Origin of the sequence: Polyangium sp. y55x31, from assembly GCF_029946505.1 — a bacterium.
Classification (GTDB): domain Bacteria; phylum Myxococcota_A; class Polyangia; order Polyangiales; family Polyangiaceae; genus Polyangium.
The window spans coordinates 1-16,917 of sequence record NZ_JARZHG010000062.1 but is presented as its reverse complement, the minus strand read 5'-3'; the positions used below and the strand labels follow the sequence as shown (position 1 = coordinate 16,917).

Genomic DNA, 16,917 nt, shown 5'->3' with positions numbered 1-16,917 from the left:
GAGGCTCGGCGCGTAGCTTTTTGCGCAGCCAAGAAGCCCTTGCGGACCTTGCCACGGCGCGCGAGGTTGGATAAGAGCACGCGCACCAAAGCTTCTTCTTCGCCCGGATTCACCGGCCATCTTCGCGGACCATGCAGGGAAACGAGCTCGTCGCCGTCACGCGGCCCTTCGCCTCCGAGGATCGGGCCCGCAGCGTCTACCACGTCGCCTCGACCTTCGCGGTCCTCGCGCTCGCGACGGCCGTGGCCGCGGCCGCGCCGTACAAACCGCTCCGGATCCTCGGCAGCGTGATCGAGGGCCTCGTGATCGTGCGCGCGTTCATTCTCGCGCACGACTTCCAGCACGGCGCGCTCCTGCGCAAGTCCAAGGTGGGCAGCGTGATCTTCGGCCTCTACGGCGCGCTCGTGCTCACGCCGCCGCGGGTCTGGCGACAGACGCACAACTACCACCACGCGCACACGGCGAAGATCGTGGGCGCGCAGATCGGCTCGTATCCGGTGATGACGGTGGAGATGTGGAAGCGGGCGCCGCGCGGCAAGCGCATCGCGTATGCGGTCGCCCGCCACCCGCTGACGATCCTCTTCGGGTACGTGACGATCTTCCTCGGCGGGATGTGCATCTCGTCGTTCCTTCGTAACCCCAAGGAAAACTGGGATTCGGCGGCGGCGCTCGTGCTGCATGCCGCGCTCGTCGCGACGATCACGTATTTCTTCGGCTGGGAGATGACGCTGCTCGTCCTCGTGGGCCCGCTCTTCCTCGCCTGCGCGCTCGGCTCGTATCTCTTTTATGCGCAGCACAACTTCCCGGGCGTGCACATGCAGCCGCGGCAAACCTGGACGTTCGCGCGCGCGGCCGTGGAGTCGTCGAGCTTCATGCGCTGCGGGCCCATCATGAGTTATTTCACGGGCGACATCGGCTATCACCACGTGCACCACCTGAACGCGGCGATCCCGTTCTACCGGCTGCGCGAGGCGATGGCCGCGATCCCCGAGCTCCAGGTCGAGCCGCAGACGAGCCTGTCGCCGCGCGACATCCTGCATTGCTTCTCGTTGAAGCTCTGGGACCCGCAGGCCGGCAAGATGGTGCCGTTCCCGAAGGACGCACCTCCCGCGGAAGTCGCAGAGCCGGCTTGATCTAGCGGGCCATGCGGCGCACGTAGGCGCGGAGGGCTTTGACGGTCGCCTCGTCGAGATCCGGGTTCGCCGGCATCATCATGCTCTTGCCCACGGGGCGGCCGCCCTCGCGGATGATGCGCTCGATCGATTCGTCCTTCGTCGCGTGTTGCCATTCCGGATCGCCGAAATCACGCGGCCGCGGGACGAGGTTCACCGCGGCCGGGCCGTCGCCGCGCCCGCTCGCGCCGTGGCAAGGGCCACATCGCGACTCGTAGAGCTTGCGGGTCTCTTCGAGCGCCGCGCCGGTGAGCTCCTGCCGCGGCGCTTCTTCCACGGAGAGCCGCGCGAGCGGGCGGGCATAAGGCAAAAACGGCCAGGGGATCCCCACGAGAATACACACGACGGCGAGCCCCGCGCCCCACGCCGCGCGCTTGTGTTTGTCCACGTCGTTTGCGCTTCGCCGCGCGCGCACGCGGCCGATGTGGGCGCAGGCGAGCGCGAGCAACATCGAGAACGCGTGCTCCACGAGGAAAAACCGGAGCGGCGAGGAGCGCATCGCGCCGCCGGGATCCTGGAACGCGAGGCGCGTCATGGGGCTCAGCCACAGGTACATCACGAGGCCGAGCGTGATCTGGAGGTCGAGCGCCGCGACGAAGAAGAGGCCGAGCCGGTCGTGGAAACGCTCGTACGGGCCGGATCGCCCGCGCGCGCGGGCCGACGCGACCGTGGCGGCGACGCCGAGCCCGAGGACGATCCAGCGGAGCCAGGAGTGGAGCGTGAGGACGATCGGATAGAGCATTCGGCGGCCCCACCTTGCCACGCATGCGAGCGGTTCGGCAGGACGATCGAGCGGACGCGAGCGGCGAAAGACTGCCGATCGAGGCCTCGTCGGGCTTGCGGAGCGGAGGGCGAGAGGAGCAGACTCGCGCCGCCCGAAGGGGCGCGGAGGGCAATCGGTGGGACGTCATCTCGAGGTCACGGCGCAAGTCGGGGGTGAGACGGTCGTGGCCCGGTGCGCGCCGGAGCAGGCGCTCGAAGCGCGCACGATGATCGAGCGGGGGTTCGGCCCGCTCGCCGGGCGAAAACCGGGGCTCGAAGGCGCGGTCGTCGTGTTCGGCTGGGCCGCCTACCGGCTCGAGCGGCGCGAGGGCCAGCTCCTCGTGTGCGAGCCCGACTTCGACGAGGATCCGCGGCAATTTCGGCCCGACGTGACGGCGTCGTTGCGCGTCGTGGCGCGGCAGGTGGGGCTCGTGAAGATGCTCGGCGTCAAGCCCGAGGGGTGCCGCTTCGACGACAAGATCCTGGCAGATCGCGCGGCCCTGCGCGCGCGCGAGGTGGTTCTGCACCGGACGGGGCCCGCGAAGGGCGGGGACGCCGGCTGGTACATGGGCCGCGCGGACGCCAAGGGAAAACCGCCGGCCGAGGAGCTCGCGGGCTTCATGAGCTGCGGCCTCGTGCGGCTCGGCCGCGAGCGGCTGCTCGACGTGCTGGTGCTGCCCGTCGGGTTCGTCGCGCGATTCGACGGCGATACGCTCCTCGGCATCGCCGACGCGCGCAATCGGGAAGTGTATTCGCCGAAGCGCGCGCGTAACTGACCGACCTCCCGGACGGGGACCCTTGGCAGGACCTTCGAGGCGCGGTAAGCCGCCGGGGCCATGCTGGACTCGAACGCGCGCCCGAGGAGAACGTGGACCGTGCTTTTCGTGGCGACGCTCGCCGCGTGTAGCCGCGGATCCGCGCCGTCGGAGGTCTCTTCGCCTGCGGGGGGTTCGTCGGGGCCGAACGAGGCGGCTTCGGCGTCGGGGTCGATCGCTTCGGCGAACGCGCCGCCGCGGAGGAGCCCGCGGCTCGACGATCCGCGGTGGCAGCGGGCGATGGATGAGGATCCGGCGGGGCTCGGGGCGCTCGCGGACACGCTCGGGGCTGCGGGGCTCGTGGAGGCGCTCGGGGACGGCGGAGCGATCACGAAGACGGCGCTCCTCGCTTTGCCGCTCGCGGACGACGCGGATCTCGCGCTCGGCGCGCTCGGCAAGCGGGCGCTCGCGGCCACGGACGAGGAGCGTGGGCCCACGCTCGAAGCGCTCCTCGGCGTGGCGGGCCGGCCTGCGAGCGCGCGGGATCCGCTCGATCCGGAGGGCGCCGCGGAGGCGGCCGCGGCCGTGCTCACGATCGCGGCGAACACGGCGCTCCCGCGCGACCATCGGGCGCTCGCGGTCTCGGCGGCGCGGGCGCTCGCGGAAAAAAAGCTCGTCGACCCGACGAAGATCCCCGGCGATCTCGATCCTCCCTGACCTGGAAAAACCTGGAACACCGGGAGCGCCAAGGTTTGGCGCGCCGACCGGGCTTTCCATTCCGTCGGGCAAGCACAATTCTGGCAGCTCCCGGCCCGATATCGGTGCGGGTAATGCTTGAGTGAACCGCGTTTGTCGGGCGAAGCTCGGTTCATGGTAAACGGATCGACCATTCACCGTGGGGCCGTGACGGGGGTTTTCGTGGCGACGCTTTTCTTATCGTCGAGCGCGTTTGCCACGACATATGAGGTCGGGCCGGGCAAACCTTATGCGAGCCTGAAAGCGGTGGCTTCGTTGCTCCAGGCGGGCGACGTGGTGGAGGTCTCCGGAAACGCGACGTACGCGGGCGACGTCAAGCTCACGAAATCGGGCACGGATTCGAACAAGATCACGATCCGGGGCGTGCGGGCGGCCGGCAAGCGCCCGGTGCTCTCGGGCGGGACGAACACGCTCGAGGTCGGGGCCGACCATTACGTGATCGAAGGATTCGAGGTGGTGGGGGGCAGCTCGCGATGTGTCTTTCACCGCGGGCACGACATCACGATCCGGGACACGGCGGTCCACGATTGCCCCTCGCACGGCATCCTCGGCGCGATGGACGGCTCCGGCTCGCTGACGCTCGAGTACGTTGAGGTCTACAAGGCGGGCGCCGGCGACAAGCGCCACCCCATTTACATGGACACGGACGAGATCAACCATCCCGGCGCCGTGTTCCGGATGCAGCATTGCTTCGTGCACGACGGCCTCGGCGGGCATGCGGTGAAGAGCCGGGCCGAGCGGAACGAGATTTATTACAACTGGATCGAGGGTGCTTATTACCGGGAGCTCGAGCTCGTGGCGCCGGACGGCGAGGCCGAGGACGTGGCGCGCGAGGACGGCGACATCGTGGGGAACGTCTTCCGCAAGACGGGGACGTTTTACACGGTGCGGATCGGGAGCGACGCGACGGGCGGGTCGACGAACGGGCGATACCGCTTCGTGAACAACACGTTCCTCCTCGCGCAGAACGTGAAGCCGGTGGTGGAGGTTTTCTGGGGCATCGAGAGCATCGAGATGCACAACAACGCGTTTTATCGGGTCGGGGGAGGCGCGGTCTCGATCTTGAAGCTCACCGAGGTGGAATGGGCGGCAGGTAAAGCCGTGATCGGGGGCCAGAACAACTGGGTACCGCAGGGGAGCACGGTGCCGTCGCAATGGCAGGGGACGATCCAGGGGAGCAATCCGAAATTCGCGGACCTCGCGGCGTTCGACCTGCGCCCGGCGGCGGATAGCCCGCTCCGGGACGTGGGCGCGGCCGCGCCGGCGAGCCCGGCAGGGTATCCATTCCCGTCGCCGCTCGCGACGCCGCTGTTCGTGCCGCCGGCAAAGAAGGTCGTGACGGACGCGGGGCTGCTCGGTCGGGTGATGGCAGGGGCGATAGATATCGGCGCGTACGAGGGGGCAGGGCTCGGGGGCGTGAGGGAAGAGGCGGGAGCGGAGGCGGAAACGGAAGCGGGGGCGGACGCGCAGGCGGACGCGGACGCGGTGAGCGTCGAGGAGAACGCCGCCGGCATTACGTGCTCGATGGGTCCCGGACGAACGACGGGCGCGGCGTGGATGGGCGGGCTCCTCGCGGGGATGGTGATGCTTTGGCGGAGGCGGCGGAAGGTGCGGGAAAGCTGAGCGGGAGGGGGCAGACAGGCCCACTCGAAACGAGCAGCGCGGCGACGAATCACTGGCGCAACGGAACGGAGTCGTGCAGGTTTGTCCCCATGGGTAAGTTGCCGCTCGACATCTCCCGGCTCACGGCCGACGAGAAGCTCGCCCTCATCGACGACCTCTGGCGGAGCTTGTCGCCCGACGAGCTTCCGCCGTCCGCAGAAGTCTGCGCCGAGCTCGATCGCCGGCTCGAGCGTCTCGATCGGGACGGCCCCACGGGCGTCGACTGGGACGACATCCGTGCCGAGATGGTGAGCTCCGAGCCGTGAAGCGCATCGTTTTTCGGCCCGAGGCGCGCGCGGAAGCGCTGGAGACGTTCCGCTGGTACGAGGAGCAGCAGCGTGGCCTCGGCCTGGTATTCCGCGACCGGCTCGACGAAGCCGTCCGGCGCATCCGGGAGACGCCGATGGTCTTTCCGACGCAGTACCGCGATCTGCGCCGCGTGCTCGTCGACCGGTTCCCGTATGCCCTTTTCTACCGCGTCCTGCCCGATACCGTGGTGATCGTCGGCGTGATCCACGGGCGTCGTCACCCGCGGGGGTGGAAACGACGCGGGTGAGCCCAGCCCGCCCGACTTGCGTTACCGTGACGCCCCCGTGACGACCCCCTACGCAAGCGAGGCCTTCCTCCACCAGATCCTGGCCAAGGCCCAAGCCGCCCAGGCGAGCGACATCCACCTGCGCGTGGGGCAGCCGCCCGGGGCCCGGGTTCACGGGGACATCGTCTACTTCCGCGCCGAGCCTCTCCAGCCCGAAGACACCGAGGCCGTCGCCCGGCTCGTCCTCGCCCGGCGGCCCTCGGTCCTCGGAACGCTCGGATCGCTCCGCGAGGTCGATGTCTCCTACGAGGTCGAAAGCCTCGGGCGCTTCCGCGTCCACGTCTACCTGCAGCGCGGGACGATCTCCCTCGTCATGCGCGTGATCCCTTCGAAAATCCCTGCGTTCGAGGTGCTCGGCGTGCCGCCCGCGGCGCGCGCGCTGGCCGACAAGAGCCGCGGGCTCGTGCTGGTCGTCGGCGCCGCGGGGCAAGGCAAGACCACGACGCTCGCGTCGATGCTCGCGCACATCGTCGAGACGTACCCGAAGCACGTGGTCACCATCGAGGACCCGGTCGAGTTCGTCCACACGGGCGGCCGCGCGACCGTGAGCCAGCGCGAGGTCGGCAGCGACACGGAGTCGTTCGCGTCGGGCGTGCGCGCGGCGCTCCGGCAGGATCCGAACGTGCTGCTCATCGGCGAGATCCGCGACGCGGCGACGATGGACGTCGCGCTGCAAGCCGCCGAGACCGGGCACCTCGTGCTCTCGTCGCTGCACACGCCCGACGTCGGCCGCACGGTGGGGCGGCTCCTGTCGATGAGCCCGATACCGCAGGAAACGCGCGACCGGCTCAGCGAGTGTCTGCAGGGGATCGTGGCGCAGCGCCTCTTGCCGCGGCGTGAAGGCGGCGGGCTCGTGCTCGCGTCGGAGGTGCTCGTCGCGACGGGCACGGTGCGCGGCGCGATCAAGCGACCGGAGGGTAACCCCTCGCTGCGCGAGCTGATGGAAAAGGGCGTGACGCCCTACGGCATGCAGACGTTCGCGATGCACATCGAGCGCCTCGTCGCCGAAGGGCTCGTCGACGCGGACGTCGCGCGCGCCGCTACACAGTTCTAGCCGGCGCGGCGATACGGCATCGGCGGGAAGAGGTCCTTCATCGCGGCCGGCAGCTCCGAGCGCACGTCCTCGATCTCGCCCGCGGATACGCTGTCGGCGATGACCTCGCACGTCGCGTAGAGCACGTCCGTCGCGGCCTCGGGTGAGAGCTGGAGCGCGCGGCGGAGCTCGGCTTCGATCGTGTCCGGCGTGATGCTCTTGTTCGAGCCGCCGATCGTCGCGTCGAGCTGCGGGACGAGCTTCGACGGGAGCTGCGCGAGCAGGTGCTGCGCCTCGTCCTCGGTGAGGCGGCTGCAGAGGTTGCCGAGGACGATGAGCAGCGCCCGCTCGGCCTGCTCGCGCTTGGCGAGGCCCGTCTGCCGCATGCAGGCGTGCAGGAGGCGCCCGTAGGTGTTTTCCGCGCGCGCAGCGCGGCGCTGGCGAGCACGCTCGCCGCCGCGGCCCGGCGTCACGCCCGCGGGGCTCGTCGCGCCGGCCGGCTTGAAGCGCGCGGCGACCTCGAGCTGCGCGGTGATGATCGCGCGGACGGTCTCGAGGTCGACGGCGCGCTCGATCAAGAGATCGTCGAGCGAGACGATGCCGACCGGCCGGCCCTCTTCGAGCACGGGGACGCGGCGGCAGGCGTGCTCGCGCATGACGCGCGCGACGTCTTCGATCGTGTCGTCGATGTCCACGGGGGTGACCTCGTCGCTCATGACGTCGCGCAGGAACGTCGTGCGCGGGTCGAGGCCGGCGGCCACGACGTCGAGGGCGAGGTCGCGGTCGGTCGCGATGCCGACGAGGCGCTGATCCTCGACGACGAGGACAGCGCCGACGTGGTTGTCGGCCATGGCGCGGGCGGCCTCGTAGGTGGTCGAGCGGGGGTGGAGGACGATCAACCGGGGGCGACGGTATCGATCGAGGGACATGGGGCACTCCTCTGCGTTTTTGTCCGGGAAGAAGGTGCCAGATCGGTGCCAGGACCTGGCCGCGCGGGGGGGCGCGCTCGAGCGGGGCGGGGCAGAGGCTTTTCGCGCGGGCCTTTGTCGGCTACACCGGCCGGCCATGACCGAGGCTCACCCCTTTGCCGCCCCCAACCCCATCCGCCACGACTGGACCGTGGACGAGGTCGTCGCGATCCACGACCTGCCGCTTTTCGTTTTGATGGACCGCGCGCGTGGTGTGCACCGGGCGCACCACGTCGATGGGGAGGTGCAGCTCTGCACGCTGCTCAGCGTGAAGACGGGCGGCTGCCCCGAGGATTGCGCCTACTGCCCGCAGTCGTCGCACCACGACACGAGCACGTCGCCCGAGAAGATGCTCGACGTCGACGGGGTGCTCGAAGCGGCCGACCGCGCGAAGGCGGCGGGCTCGACGCGCTTCTGCATGGGCGCGGCGTGGCGCGAGGTGAAGGACGGCCCGGCGTTCGACCGGGTGCTCGCGATGGTGCGCGGCGTCAAGGAGCGTGGCCTCGAAGCGTGCGTGACGCTCGGCATGCTCACCGAGGAGCAGGCGAAGAAGCTCAAGGACGCGGGGCTCGACGCGTACAACCACAACCTCGACACGTCGCGCGAGCACTACCGTTCGATCATCTCGACGCGCACGTACGACGAGCGGCTCGTGACCCTGCGCAACGTGCGCAAGGCGGGGATCACGGTGTGCTCGGGCGGGATCATCGGGATGGGCGAGACGGTGCGGGATCGTGCGGCGATGCTGGTGGAGCTCGCGCGCCTTCAGCCGCATCCGGAGAGCGTGCCGATCAACGCGCTCGTGCGGGTGCCGGGCACGCCGCTCGAGAGCCTGCCGCCGCTCGATCCGGTGGAGTTCATCCGGATGATCGCGACGGCGCGGATCGTGTTCCCGAAGAGCATGGTGCGTCTGTCGGCCGGCCGAACGGACCTGTCGCGCGAGGCGCAGATGATGTGCCTGTATGTGGGAGCGAACTCGATCTTCTACGGCGACCGGCTGCTCACGACGCCGAACCCGGAGACGGACGAGGACACGGCGCTCATCCGGGACGCGGGGCTCACGGCGCGGAAGCCTGCGCTCGGGGTCGAGGCGGCGGCGGAGGAGTGAGGTAGGGCAGGGGTCCGCGTGTCAAGGCTTTTGGGCGGGCACGCGGGCTGGCCGGTCTCGGAGCCGAATCGATAGGAGAAGAGGATGCCGTTAACGGGGGGTTGCTTCTGCGGGAAGGTTCGATACCAGATCGATGCCCCACTTGGACCCGGGCGCAGTTGCCACTGCTCTCGATGCCGAAAAGCATTCAGCGGGACGGGGTCCGCGTATGCCGAAGTCGTGCCGGGTTCATTCTCGTGGCTCAGCGGTGAGGACAATCTCACCTTCTATGAAACGACGCCCGGATGGGGTCTGTGCTTCTGCCGGACCTGTGGAAGCACGCTGTGCGGCACGTCCGGGGAGAAGGTGCACGGCGTGACGCTGGGCAGCGTGGATGGCGATCCCGGGGTTCAGATCGAGATGCACATCTTCGTCGGGTCGAAGGCGCCTTGGGATCACATTGGGGGAGATGCCCCTCAGTACGAGGCGTTTCCTCCCCAGGATCCGCGGCCCGAGCCCATGCCATGACACACGGAAAGAGTGTCCGAATTTTCCTGGCCGATGGAGTTCCGACCGGTATCCGCCACGCCGAAATCGTGAACTGGACCGGGCAAGCCATTGCCTGCCCGCGCGCTCGGTTTTCGGAGCTCCAACATTGGGCAGAGGTGTCCAGACCAGGCGTCTACTTTCTGCTCTCGCGACCCACGGGATCGAGCGCGGGCACCACGTACATCGGTGAGGCGGAGAATGTCCTCGTCCGGTTGAAAGCGCACCTGAGGGAGAAGGAGTTCTGGAATGAGCTCGTCGTGTTCTCCAGCAAGGACGAGAACCTCACGAAGTCACATGTGAAGTTCTTGGAGGCTCGCCTGATCCAGCAGGCCAATGCAGCCCGCCGCTTCCAGGTGGAGAACGTCGACGGATCTTCCGTACCCACCCTGCCTCGCGCCGACCTCGCTGCGATGGAGGAGTACCTCGAGTACCTGCGCCTCGTCCTTGGGACGCTTGGATACCCGGTGCTGGAGCCGATCGAAGATACTTCTTCAGGTGCAACCAAAGATCCTCGAGCCACGCCACCCCCGATGTCAGTCGTGCTCCTCTCCATGAGCGGCAAGTCCTACAATGCCCGGGGACGGTTGGTGGATGAAGGGTTCTTGCTCCTCGAAGGATCCGAGGTTGCTGTCACGCCGGGGGCCAGTATGCCCGGCGCCGTGCGTGAGCTCTGGGAAACTGCCAAAGCTACCGGCGATCTCGCGAGCAACGGCACCACCACGGTCCTGAAGAAGAACATGCTGTTCAGCTCGCCCTCCTACGCTGCCTCATTCGTCACGGGTCAGTCCAGAAACGGGCGCAAGGATTGGAAGGCCCAGGACGGACGGACGCTCGGCGAGGTGGAGGACGCTGTTGCAATGGCAACGGCCTGACGCGGCACGGCTGCGGGCCGCTCGACGGAGAGAAGATGACGCTCGGCATCACGAACCCGGAATGGCGCGAACTCTCGGACGAGCTTGCCAAGCTGGCGCGGGCGGCGAACGGAGCCAACGCGATCGTCTTCGATGCGTGGGGTCATCTCTGGTGCCGTGCCTTCTACTTGGGCGAGCTCGGGCAGCCGGCGGTATTGAAAGATGCTCGCGCCGTTCTCGATGAGCTTCCTGTTCCCCTTACCAAAGGTGGCAAGCTCGATCGCGTCCGGGAGTCCGACGACTGCCCGTCCTATTGGCGCTCCTACGCGGGCATTTATGTACTCGCCCTCTACTTCAACCGTCCTATTTCCGTGCCGCTCGTGGCTCGTCTGGTCACGAAGGCACTTACGCGTATCGAAGCTCTGACGGTTCGGCTCCCCCCGCCGGGCGGGCCGGAGAGCACGGCCGGAGCGGGCAAACTGGAAGCTTGACGGACCCGAGCCGCTTGCCACGAAGCAGGCACCCGGCGATGCTCCCACGGTTTGCCAGGGATCCTCACCAACCCGGCGGCGGAGGCATCATGGGACGGAGCGCATTCGGTTTGGTTGTCGGCGGTATGTTCCTTCTCGCGGCTTGCAGTGGCGAGGAGAGCACCAACTCCTCGGGCGCAACGCAAGGAGGCGGGGGACAAGCGGGAGCCGGTGGGCAAGGCGGCGCGGGCGGCATGGGGGGCGAAGGCGCTGCGGGCGGGCAGGGCGGCAGCGGTGGGCAGGGCGGCAGCGGCGGGCAGGGCGGCAGCGGTGGGCAGGGCGGCGGTGGGCAGGGCGGCGGCGGCGTGGCATGTCAGCCAAACCATGCCGATTGCGACGGAGATGCGGCGAACGGATGCGAGGTCGACACGCAGGTCGATGCCGCTCATTGCGGGGCCTGTGAGACCGTGTGCGCCATTCTGCACGGGATGGCAGGCTGTGAAGCGGGGCAATGCACGGTGGCCGCGTGTGACGCGGGCTTCGGGGATTGCAACCTGGACCCGCAGGACGGCTGCGAGATCGATCTCGGGGGAAACCCTCAGAACTGCGGCGCATGCGGCACGTCCTGCGGGGCCTCGGGCCTTTGCATCCAGGGGGCATGCGTCTCTGCGTCGTCGTCCTCGTGCAAGACCCTGCTCCAGCAATACCCCGGCTTGCCGAGCGGCGTGTACACCATCGAGCCGGCCGGCGCTCCGATCCAGGTTTATTGCGACATGGTGACCGACGGCGGCGGATGGACCTACGGCGCCATCCTCTCCACGGTCACGGAGACCGGCAATGGCACCCGGATGCCGGGCATCAACACGTTCGGAGCCCCGGTGGCGGACGTGCTCGCCAATGCATATTCGGTCGACCTCTCCGGCGTCGCGTTCAGCGAGATTCGCATCGACAACTTCACCAAGCCGAGCGCGGCGCAGCGGGCGCTCGCGCAGCCCTCGGTCTGGGACACGACGACCTACACGAGCACCCTCGGCAAGCCGGCGAAGCGAATCGAATTGGCGGAGGGCTGGGACTTCCGCACGGGCTACTATGGCCTCGATTACTGCGACGCGGCCACCACCAACATCCCGATGTGCTTCACCCTGTCGAGCAACCCGGTCGGCTGGGGATGCGATACGGATCTCGGCCCGGCCGAAGGAATGCTGGATGCGACGGCCGGCGAGCTTTGCGGCGCGGCTTATTACTACTGCAAGAAGGTCTGGCACGACACCGCTTGCACGTCGTACCTGCAAGAGACGGCCGTCTACGGCTTCGCGCTGCGCTGAAGAAGGCCCGACGAGACGCCAAATCTAGAAGCAATACGCCTTGCACGCCTGCTCCGGCGTCGATTCCTCGGGCTCCGGGGGAGGCGGCGGCCTCGGCGGCGGTGCGTTCGTCGCGGGCGGCGGGCTGGATACGCTGTAGACCGCGACGCCGGCGCCGATCAGGATCAGGCCAAGCACGATGCCCGTGAGAATGGCGGGCTTGTACGTCTCGTACGTCTGCGCGGGCAGGCATGGTTGGCCGCTCCGTTCGAGCGCGGGATTCGTTGGATCCGGGCTCGAGCAGCCGACGGCCAGCACGACGCCGGTCCCGGTCGCGACGACGCCTGCTCCTGCGAGGCCGGCGCCGACTGTTCGACCGACGGTCCCGCAGCCGGCGGCGAAGAACGCAGTCAGGATCACGATCGAGACGGATGCGCGACATCCGCGGATGGATCGGGTAGGCCGCCTCATGACCATCTCCTCTTCGCGTGGGGTGTCGAGCGCAGAAATTCCTCAAAACGTGGAAGAAGCCGCCCCTCGCACCCCGATTGACGTGGATCTCCACGCGTGATACCGCGTTGCCCCTCCATGTTACCCGGACTTCGTGACAAGGTCGCCATCGTCACCGGACATCGCAGCGGCATCGGCAAGGCCGTGGCGTCTTTGCTCACGGAGCAAGGCGCGCGTGTTCACGGCTTCGACCTCCCCGACGTCGACCTGCGTGATCTCAAGGCCATCGACGGTCACGTGCAGCATGTCGCCTCCCTCGAAGGGCGGATCGACATTCTCGTGAACAATGCCGGCGTCACGCACCTCGGCAACCTCGTGGACACCTCGCTCGAGGCCATCGACGACGTGCTCACCGTGAATCTCAAGGCGCCCTTCCTGCTCATGCAATCGGTGATTCCGATCATGTTGCGGAACGGCGGCGGCGCGATCGTCAACAACGCGAGCGATCAGGCCTTCATCGGCAAGCGCGACAGCTCCATTTACGGCGCGTCGAAGGCGGCCATCGCGCAGCTCACGAAGAGCGCGGCCCTCGACTGGGGAACCCGCGGCATTCGCGTCAACTGCGTCGCGCCCGGCAGCACCGATACCCCCATGCTGCGGCAGGTGCTCGCCGTGCTCTCCGAGCGAATGAACGTCACGAGCAACGACGTCTACAAGGCCGCTGTCCCGCTCGGCCGCTTCGCCGAGCCGAGCGAAATCGCCTGGGCCATCGCATTCCTCGCCTCGGACGCGGCGTCGTTCATGACGGGCGTCGTCATGCCGGTCGACGGCGGCGGGGTGGCGCAATGAGCGCGCGGGTCGCCCTCGTCACGGGCGCGTCGAGGGGAATCGGCGCAGCCATCGTCGAGCGATTCCACGAAGGTGGCTTTGCCGTCGCAGCCCTCGCGCGTTCCCGCGTGGAATCACCCCACGCAGCAGAGGGCTATTTGTGCGACGTCAGCGACGCGGCCGCCGTCGCAGAGACCGTACGCGCCGTCGTCGCGCGCTTCGGCCGTATCGACGTGCTGGTGAACAACGCAGGCCTCGCCGGACCAAACTCGCTCGACCCCGAGGCCGACGACGCGCTCTGGCACCAGATCCTCGCGGTGAACCTGAACGGCACCTATCTCCTGTGCAAACACGTGCTTCCCCACCTGCCCGACGGGAGTGGGCGAATCATCAACATCGCCTCGGTGCTGGGCCTCAAGGGCGTGCCCGATCAAACCGCCTACGTCGCAGCCAAACACGGCGTGATCGGCTTCACGCGGGCACTCGCGCTGCACGCCGCCCCGCGCCGCATCACCGTCAATGCCATTTGCCCCGGCTGGACACGCACGGCCATGGCCGAAGGCCGCATGCGCGATCTCAATCTGGACGAGGCAGCCCTCGCGAAAAGCGTGCCCCTGGGCCGCATGATCGAGCCACGCGAGGTGGCAAGCCTGGCATTCACCCTGGCCGGGGAAGATTCCGCCGGTATCACGGGGCAGGCCATCGTCATTGATGGTGGAGCCCTTCTGTAGGTCCTGAGGCGCCGCGCTGGGGCGTTGCCCCAGGCCCCAGCAGGGGCTGTCCGCCCCTGCACCCGGGGCCTGCGCAAGCGCTGGACTCGGGGTCGCTGAACTGCGCGATGCGCCGTTCATCGAACCTGCCTCGCCCTCGCGTCCGAGCCGCACGGCTTCGTCACGCCCTGCGATGAGGTCGTCGGTCGTCAGATACGCCCTCGTCGCTCTTCCCGGATTCGCGCGTCTGCCGACGGAGCGAGATGGCTTCGCCTTGCAATGGGCGCCGACGCCCAGCGACTACGACCTCCTCGTCTCCGAGGCACGCCCTCGTGTCTCTGAAGACTCGACGTCGCCTCGCCGCCTCTTCGCGCTCGTCCCCGTGCGCATGCGTCCCCGTCGCCTTTTTGCTCGCCCTCTATCCTTGAAGCGACGGCCTCGTCCAACACACGCGCTGCAATCATGCAGCCTGACTGTATCGCTTTATGCCCCCCGCCTTCGGGGAGGAGTGTTCACGTGGCCGACCCCAAGCATCCCAAGCCGAATGATCAGGTCCTCGACCTCTCGGACCTCACGCTCGTCGACATCACGCCCGATGCCATCAGCCGTCTGAGCAAGCTCCGCGATGGGCATGCCGTTGCCATCGCGAATGTCCTCTCGGCGTCGGCTCTCGCGCTCAAGCGCGCGGGCATTCATCCGGACGAGATTCAGGAGATCGCCGCGCCGTGGGCCGATGTCCAGCGCATCGACGAGGTGCTGCCTGCCGTGGAGAAGCTCCTCGAGCTCCTCCACGAGACGCGCCTCGTACGCGGTCACGAGATCGCCATGCGCCTCGGCGAGATGGCGCAGCAGATCCGCCGCCGCGCGGAGCGTTCGCCCGACGGGGCCGAGATCCTCGCTCCGTTCGAGGCCATGCTCGCCTACCAGTCCGGGCCTGCCCTCAAGGCCGCCGCGACCAAGGAGAAGGCGCGCGCGAACGACGACGCGCCTACCACGTCCTCCCCCGCCTGATCCCCTTGCATCGGCCGCATCGCTGGGGCGTTGCCCCAGGCCCCAGCAGGGGCTGTCCGCCCCTGCACCCGGACCAGCGCAAGCGCTGGACTCGGGGTCGCTGAACTGCGCGATGCGCAGTTCAGCGAACAGGCCGATTCAAGGCCGGCGACGAACCTGCCAGCCAAGACAGCCGCGCTGACGTTTGATTGGCAACGCCGTCTCTGGTCTTGCCGCCGGCCGTGGGAAAAACTGCGCGTAGCGCAGTTTTTCCCCCCCGAGTCCAGGGCTTGCCCTGGTCCGGGTCCAGGGGTGGACAACCCCTGGTCGGGCCCGGGGTGAAACCCCGGCGCTACGCTGCCAGCCAGCAGCCTACCGCAACACCCTGGCGCGGTGCTGCTCCACCCACGGGGAGAGGCGCCCTCGATCTTCGAGTGCTTGTCCTTCCGTGCGCTTCGCCTTCATCTCCGAGCGCGCGGCTGCGACTGCGATGGCTGCGGCCAGCGTGGCCTCGTCTTCTTCGCGCACGTCCGAGTAGCCGAGGAGCGCTTCTTTGTTCTCTTCGATGAAGCCGGTCGTGTAGCGGCCTTCGATGAAGGCGGGGTGCGCGAGTAGCTTCTCGTGGAAGACGATGTTCGTCTTGATGCCTGTCACCACGTACTCGGAGAGGGCGCGGCGCATCCGCTGGATGGCGGTCTTCCGGTCGGGGCCCCACACGCTCACCTTCGAGATGAGGGGGTCGTAGTGGCTCGGCACGGTTGCGCCTTCGTAGAAGCCGCCGTCGTCGCGCACCCATGGGCCTGCGGGCACGCGTAGGGCTTCGATCTTGCCGGGGCTCGGCAGGAAGCCGATCGGGTCTTCGGCGTAGATGCGGCACTCGATGGCGGCGCCTCGACGCACGATGTCCTCCTGGCGCCAGGAGAGTTTTTCGCCTGCGGCTACGCGCACCATCTCGGCGACGAGGTCCGTACCCGTGATCCACTCCGTGATCGGGTGCTCGACTTGCAGGCGCGTGTTCATTTCGAGGAAGTAGAAACTCCCGTCTTCGCCGAGCAGGAATTCGAACGTGCCGGCCGAGAAGTAGCCGACCGAGAGTGCGCCTTTTACTGCGACCTCGCCCATGCGCCGGATGAGCTCGGGGGTCGCGACCGGGCAGGGGGTCTCTTCGACGACTTTCTGGTGGCGACGCTGGATTGAGCAGTCGCGCTCGAAGAGGTGGACCATGTTGCCGTGGCGATCACCGATCACCTGGATCTCCACGTGGCGCGGGCGGAGGATTGCCTTCTCGATGTAGACCGTGGGATCTCCGAAGGCGCGTGCGGCTTCGCTTTGCGCGCGCTCGAAGGCGCTCTCCATCTCGTCGGCGTTGTGCACGAGGCGCATGCCTTTGCCGCCGCCGCCCATCGCGGCCTTGATCAGCACCGGGTAGCCGACGCGCTCGGCTGTTGCGCGGGCTTCCTCGACCGTGGAGGCGTCGCCGCCGGGCGTGATCGGGACGCCTGCGGCGGCCATCTTGGCGCGGGCGGCGGTCTTCGAGCCCATCGCGGCCATGGCGCGGGAGGGGGGGCCGATGAAGGTGATGCCGGCGCGCTCGCAGGCTTCCGCGAACTCGCTCTTTTCCGAGAGGAAGCCGTAGCCGGGATGGATCGCGTCGGCGCCGGATTTGCGCGCGGCGTCGAGGACGCGCTCGATCGACAGGTAGCTCTCGCGCGCGGGGGCTGGGCCGATGCAGTAGGCCTCGTCGGCGACCCTGACGTGGAGCGATTTGCGGTCGGCTTCGCTGTAGACGGCGACGGCGGCGATGCCCATCTCGTGCAGCGTGCGGATGATGCGGACGGCGATCTCGCCGCGGTTGGCGATGAGGACCTTGCGGATCACGGAGGCCACGTAGCACGGCTCGGGGGCGGGTGGGTGGGGGTTCGGGGCTCCGGGGGCGTGTCGCCGGGGTTTCACCCCGGGCCCGAGCAGGGGGTGT

Annotated in this window: 19 protein-coding genes; 15 read left to right on the top strand and 4 right to left on the bottom strand. The window is 68.3% G+C overall.

Going from position 1 to position 16,917, the window contains the following annotated elements:
• Window positions 1–131 precede the first annotated feature (131 nt).
• A complete protein-coding gene (locus tag QHF84_RS48195) occupies window positions 132–1,133 on the top strand; it encodes a fatty acid desaturase (protein ID WP_281320416.1) in 1,002 nt (333 codons plus the stop codon).
• A gap of 1 nt (window position 1,134) precedes the next feature.
• On the opposite strand, the gene QHF84_RS48190 is transcribed toward QHF84_RS48195, so the two are convergent.
• On the bottom strand, window positions 1,135–1,914 hold the full coding sequence (locus QHF84_RS48190) for a cytochrome c (protein ID WP_281320415.1): 780 nt from the start codon (window positions 1,912–1,914) through the stop codon (window positions 1,135–1,137).
• Between the two features lie 157 nt (window positions 1,915–2,071).
• On the opposite strand from QHF84_RS48190, the gene QHF84_RS48185 reads away from it, so the two are divergent.
• From QHF84_RS48185 to QHF84_RS48160, 6 genes are all read left to right on the top strand, one after another.
• A complete protein-coding gene (locus QHF84_RS48185; protein ID WP_281320414.1) occupies window positions 2,072–2,710 on the top strand; it encodes a hypothetical protein in 639 nt (212 codons plus the stop codon).
• A gap of 60 nt (window positions 2,711–2,770) precedes the next feature.
• The gene (locus QHF84_RS48180) at window positions 2,771–3,406 is read left to right on the top strand and encodes a thiamine biosynthesis protein (protein ID WP_281320413.1); all 636 of its coding nucleotides are present in this window, start codon (window positions 2,771–2,773) and stop codon (window positions 3,404–3,406) included.
• Window positions 3,407–3,607: 201 nt separating this feature from the next.
• The gene (locus tag QHF84_RS48175; protein ID WP_281320412.1) at window positions 3,608–5,068 is read left to right on the top strand and encodes a hypothetical protein; all 1,461 of its coding nucleotides are present in this window, start codon (window positions 3,608–3,610) and stop codon (window positions 5,066–5,068) included.
• 89 nt (window positions 5,069–5,157) lie between these two features.
• A complete protein-coding gene (locus tag QHF84_RS48170; RefSeq protein ID WP_281320411.1) occupies window positions 5,158–5,373 on the top strand; it encodes an addiction module protein in 216 nt (71 codons plus the stop codon).
• Window positions 5,370–5,663, top strand: coding sequence for a type II toxin-antitoxin system RelE/ParE family toxin (locus tag QHF84_RS48165; RefSeq protein WP_281320410.1), 294 nt, complete (start codon window positions 5,370–5,372; stop codon window positions 5,661–5,663). Before QHF84_RS48170 ends, QHF84_RS48165 begins: the two co-directional genes overlap by 4 nt.
• Before the next feature lie 37 nt (window positions 5,664–5,700).
• Window positions 5,701–6,756 carry a PilT/PilU family type 4a pilus ATPase gene (locus tag QHF84_RS48160; RefSeq protein WP_281320409.1) on the top strand — a complete coding sequence of 352 codons (1,056 nt, stop codon included), beginning with the start codon at window positions 5,701–5,703 and terminating at the stop codon, window positions 6,754–6,756.
• Here the strand turns inward: QHF84_RS48160 and QHF84_RS48155 are convergent.
• Window positions 6,753–7,664, bottom strand: a complete 912-nt coding sequence (locus QHF84_RS48155; RefSeq protein ID WP_281320408.1) for a CBS domain-containing protein — start codon at window positions 7,662–7,664, stop codon at window positions 6,753–6,755. The two genes, QHF84_RS48160 and QHF84_RS48155, sit on opposite strands and share 4 nt — an antisense overlap.
• Window positions 7,665–7,800: 136 nt before the next feature.
• On the opposite strand from QHF84_RS48155, the gene bioB reads away from it, so the two are divergent.
• The 5 genes from bioB to QHF84_RS48135 all read left to right on the top strand — a co-directional run bounded on the left by bioB (window position 7,801) and on the right by QHF84_RS48135 (window position 11,985).
• Window positions 7,801–8,811 (top strand): biotin synthase BioB, encoded by a 1,011-nt coding sequence (gene bioB, locus QHF84_RS48150; RefSeq protein WP_281320407.1) that lies wholly within the window; start codon window positions 7,801–7,803, stop codon window positions 8,809–8,811.
• An 84-nt stretch (window positions 8,812–8,895) separates the two neighbouring features.
• Complete coding sequence (locus QHF84_RS50350) at window positions 8,896–9,318, top strand: GFA family protein (RefSeq protein WP_348652943.1); 423 nt, start codon at window positions 8,896–8,898, stop codon at window positions 9,316–9,318.
• Window positions 9,315–10,211, top strand: a complete 897-nt coding sequence (locus QHF84_RS48145; protein WP_281320406.1) for a GIY-YIG nuclease family protein — start codon at window positions 9,315–9,317, stop codon at window positions 10,209–10,211. The genes QHF84_RS50350 and QHF84_RS48145 overlap by 4 nt, the downstream gene beginning before the upstream one ends.
• A 35-nt stretch (window positions 10,212–10,246) precedes the next feature.
• On the top strand, window positions 10,247–10,681 hold the full coding sequence (locus QHF84_RS48140) for a hypothetical protein (protein ID WP_281320405.1): 435 nt from the start codon (window positions 10,247–10,249) through the stop codon (window positions 10,679–10,681).
• Window positions 10,682–10,806: 125 nt separating this feature from the next.
• Window positions 10,807–11,985, top strand: coding sequence for a fibrinogen-like YCDxxxxGGGW domain-containing protein (locus tag QHF84_RS48135; RefSeq protein WP_281320404.1), 1,179 nt, complete (start codon window positions 10,807–10,809; stop codon window positions 11,983–11,985).
• A gap of 24 nt (window positions 11,986–12,009) precedes the next feature.
• Here the strand turns inward: QHF84_RS48135 and QHF84_RS48130 are convergent, their stop codons facing one another.
• Window positions 12,010–12,435 (bottom strand): hypothetical protein, encoded by a 426-nt coding sequence (locus QHF84_RS48130; RefSeq protein ID WP_281320403.1) that lies wholly within the window; start codon window positions 12,433–12,435, stop codon window positions 12,010–12,012.
• A 117-nt stretch (window positions 12,436–12,552) separates the two neighbouring features.
• Between QHF84_RS48130 and QHF84_RS48125 the strand changes: the two genes are divergently transcribed.
• The 3 genes from QHF84_RS48125 to QHF84_RS48115 all read left to right on the top strand — a co-directional run bounded on the left by QHF84_RS48125 (window position 12,553) and on the right by QHF84_RS48115 (window position 14,963).
• Window positions 12,553–13,263, top strand: coding sequence for an SDR family oxidoreductase (locus tag QHF84_RS48125; protein WP_281320402.1), 711 nt, complete (start codon window positions 12,553–12,555; stop codon window positions 13,261–13,263).
• Entirely contained in the window at window positions 13,260–13,973 is a 714-nt protein-coding gene (locus QHF84_RS48120; RefSeq protein WP_281320401.1) for an SDR family NAD(P)-dependent oxidoreductase, read from the top strand. The genes QHF84_RS48125 and QHF84_RS48120 overlap by 4 nt, the downstream gene beginning before the upstream one ends.
• 495 nt (window positions 13,974–14,468) lie before the next feature.
• A complete protein-coding gene (locus QHF84_RS48115) occupies window positions 14,469–14,963 on the top strand; it encodes a hypothetical protein (protein WP_281320400.1) in 495 nt (164 codons plus the stop codon).
• A gap of 351 nt (window positions 14,964–15,314) precedes the next feature.
• Here the strand turns inward: QHF84_RS48115 and accC are convergent, their stop codons facing one another.
• Window positions 15,315–16,820 (bottom strand): acetyl-CoA carboxylase biotin carboxylase subunit, encoded by a 1,506-nt coding sequence (gene accC / locus QHF84_RS48110; protein ID WP_281320399.1) that lies wholly within the window; start codon window positions 16,818–16,820, stop codon window positions 15,315–15,317.
• Window positions 16,821–16,917 lie beyond the last annotated feature (97 nt).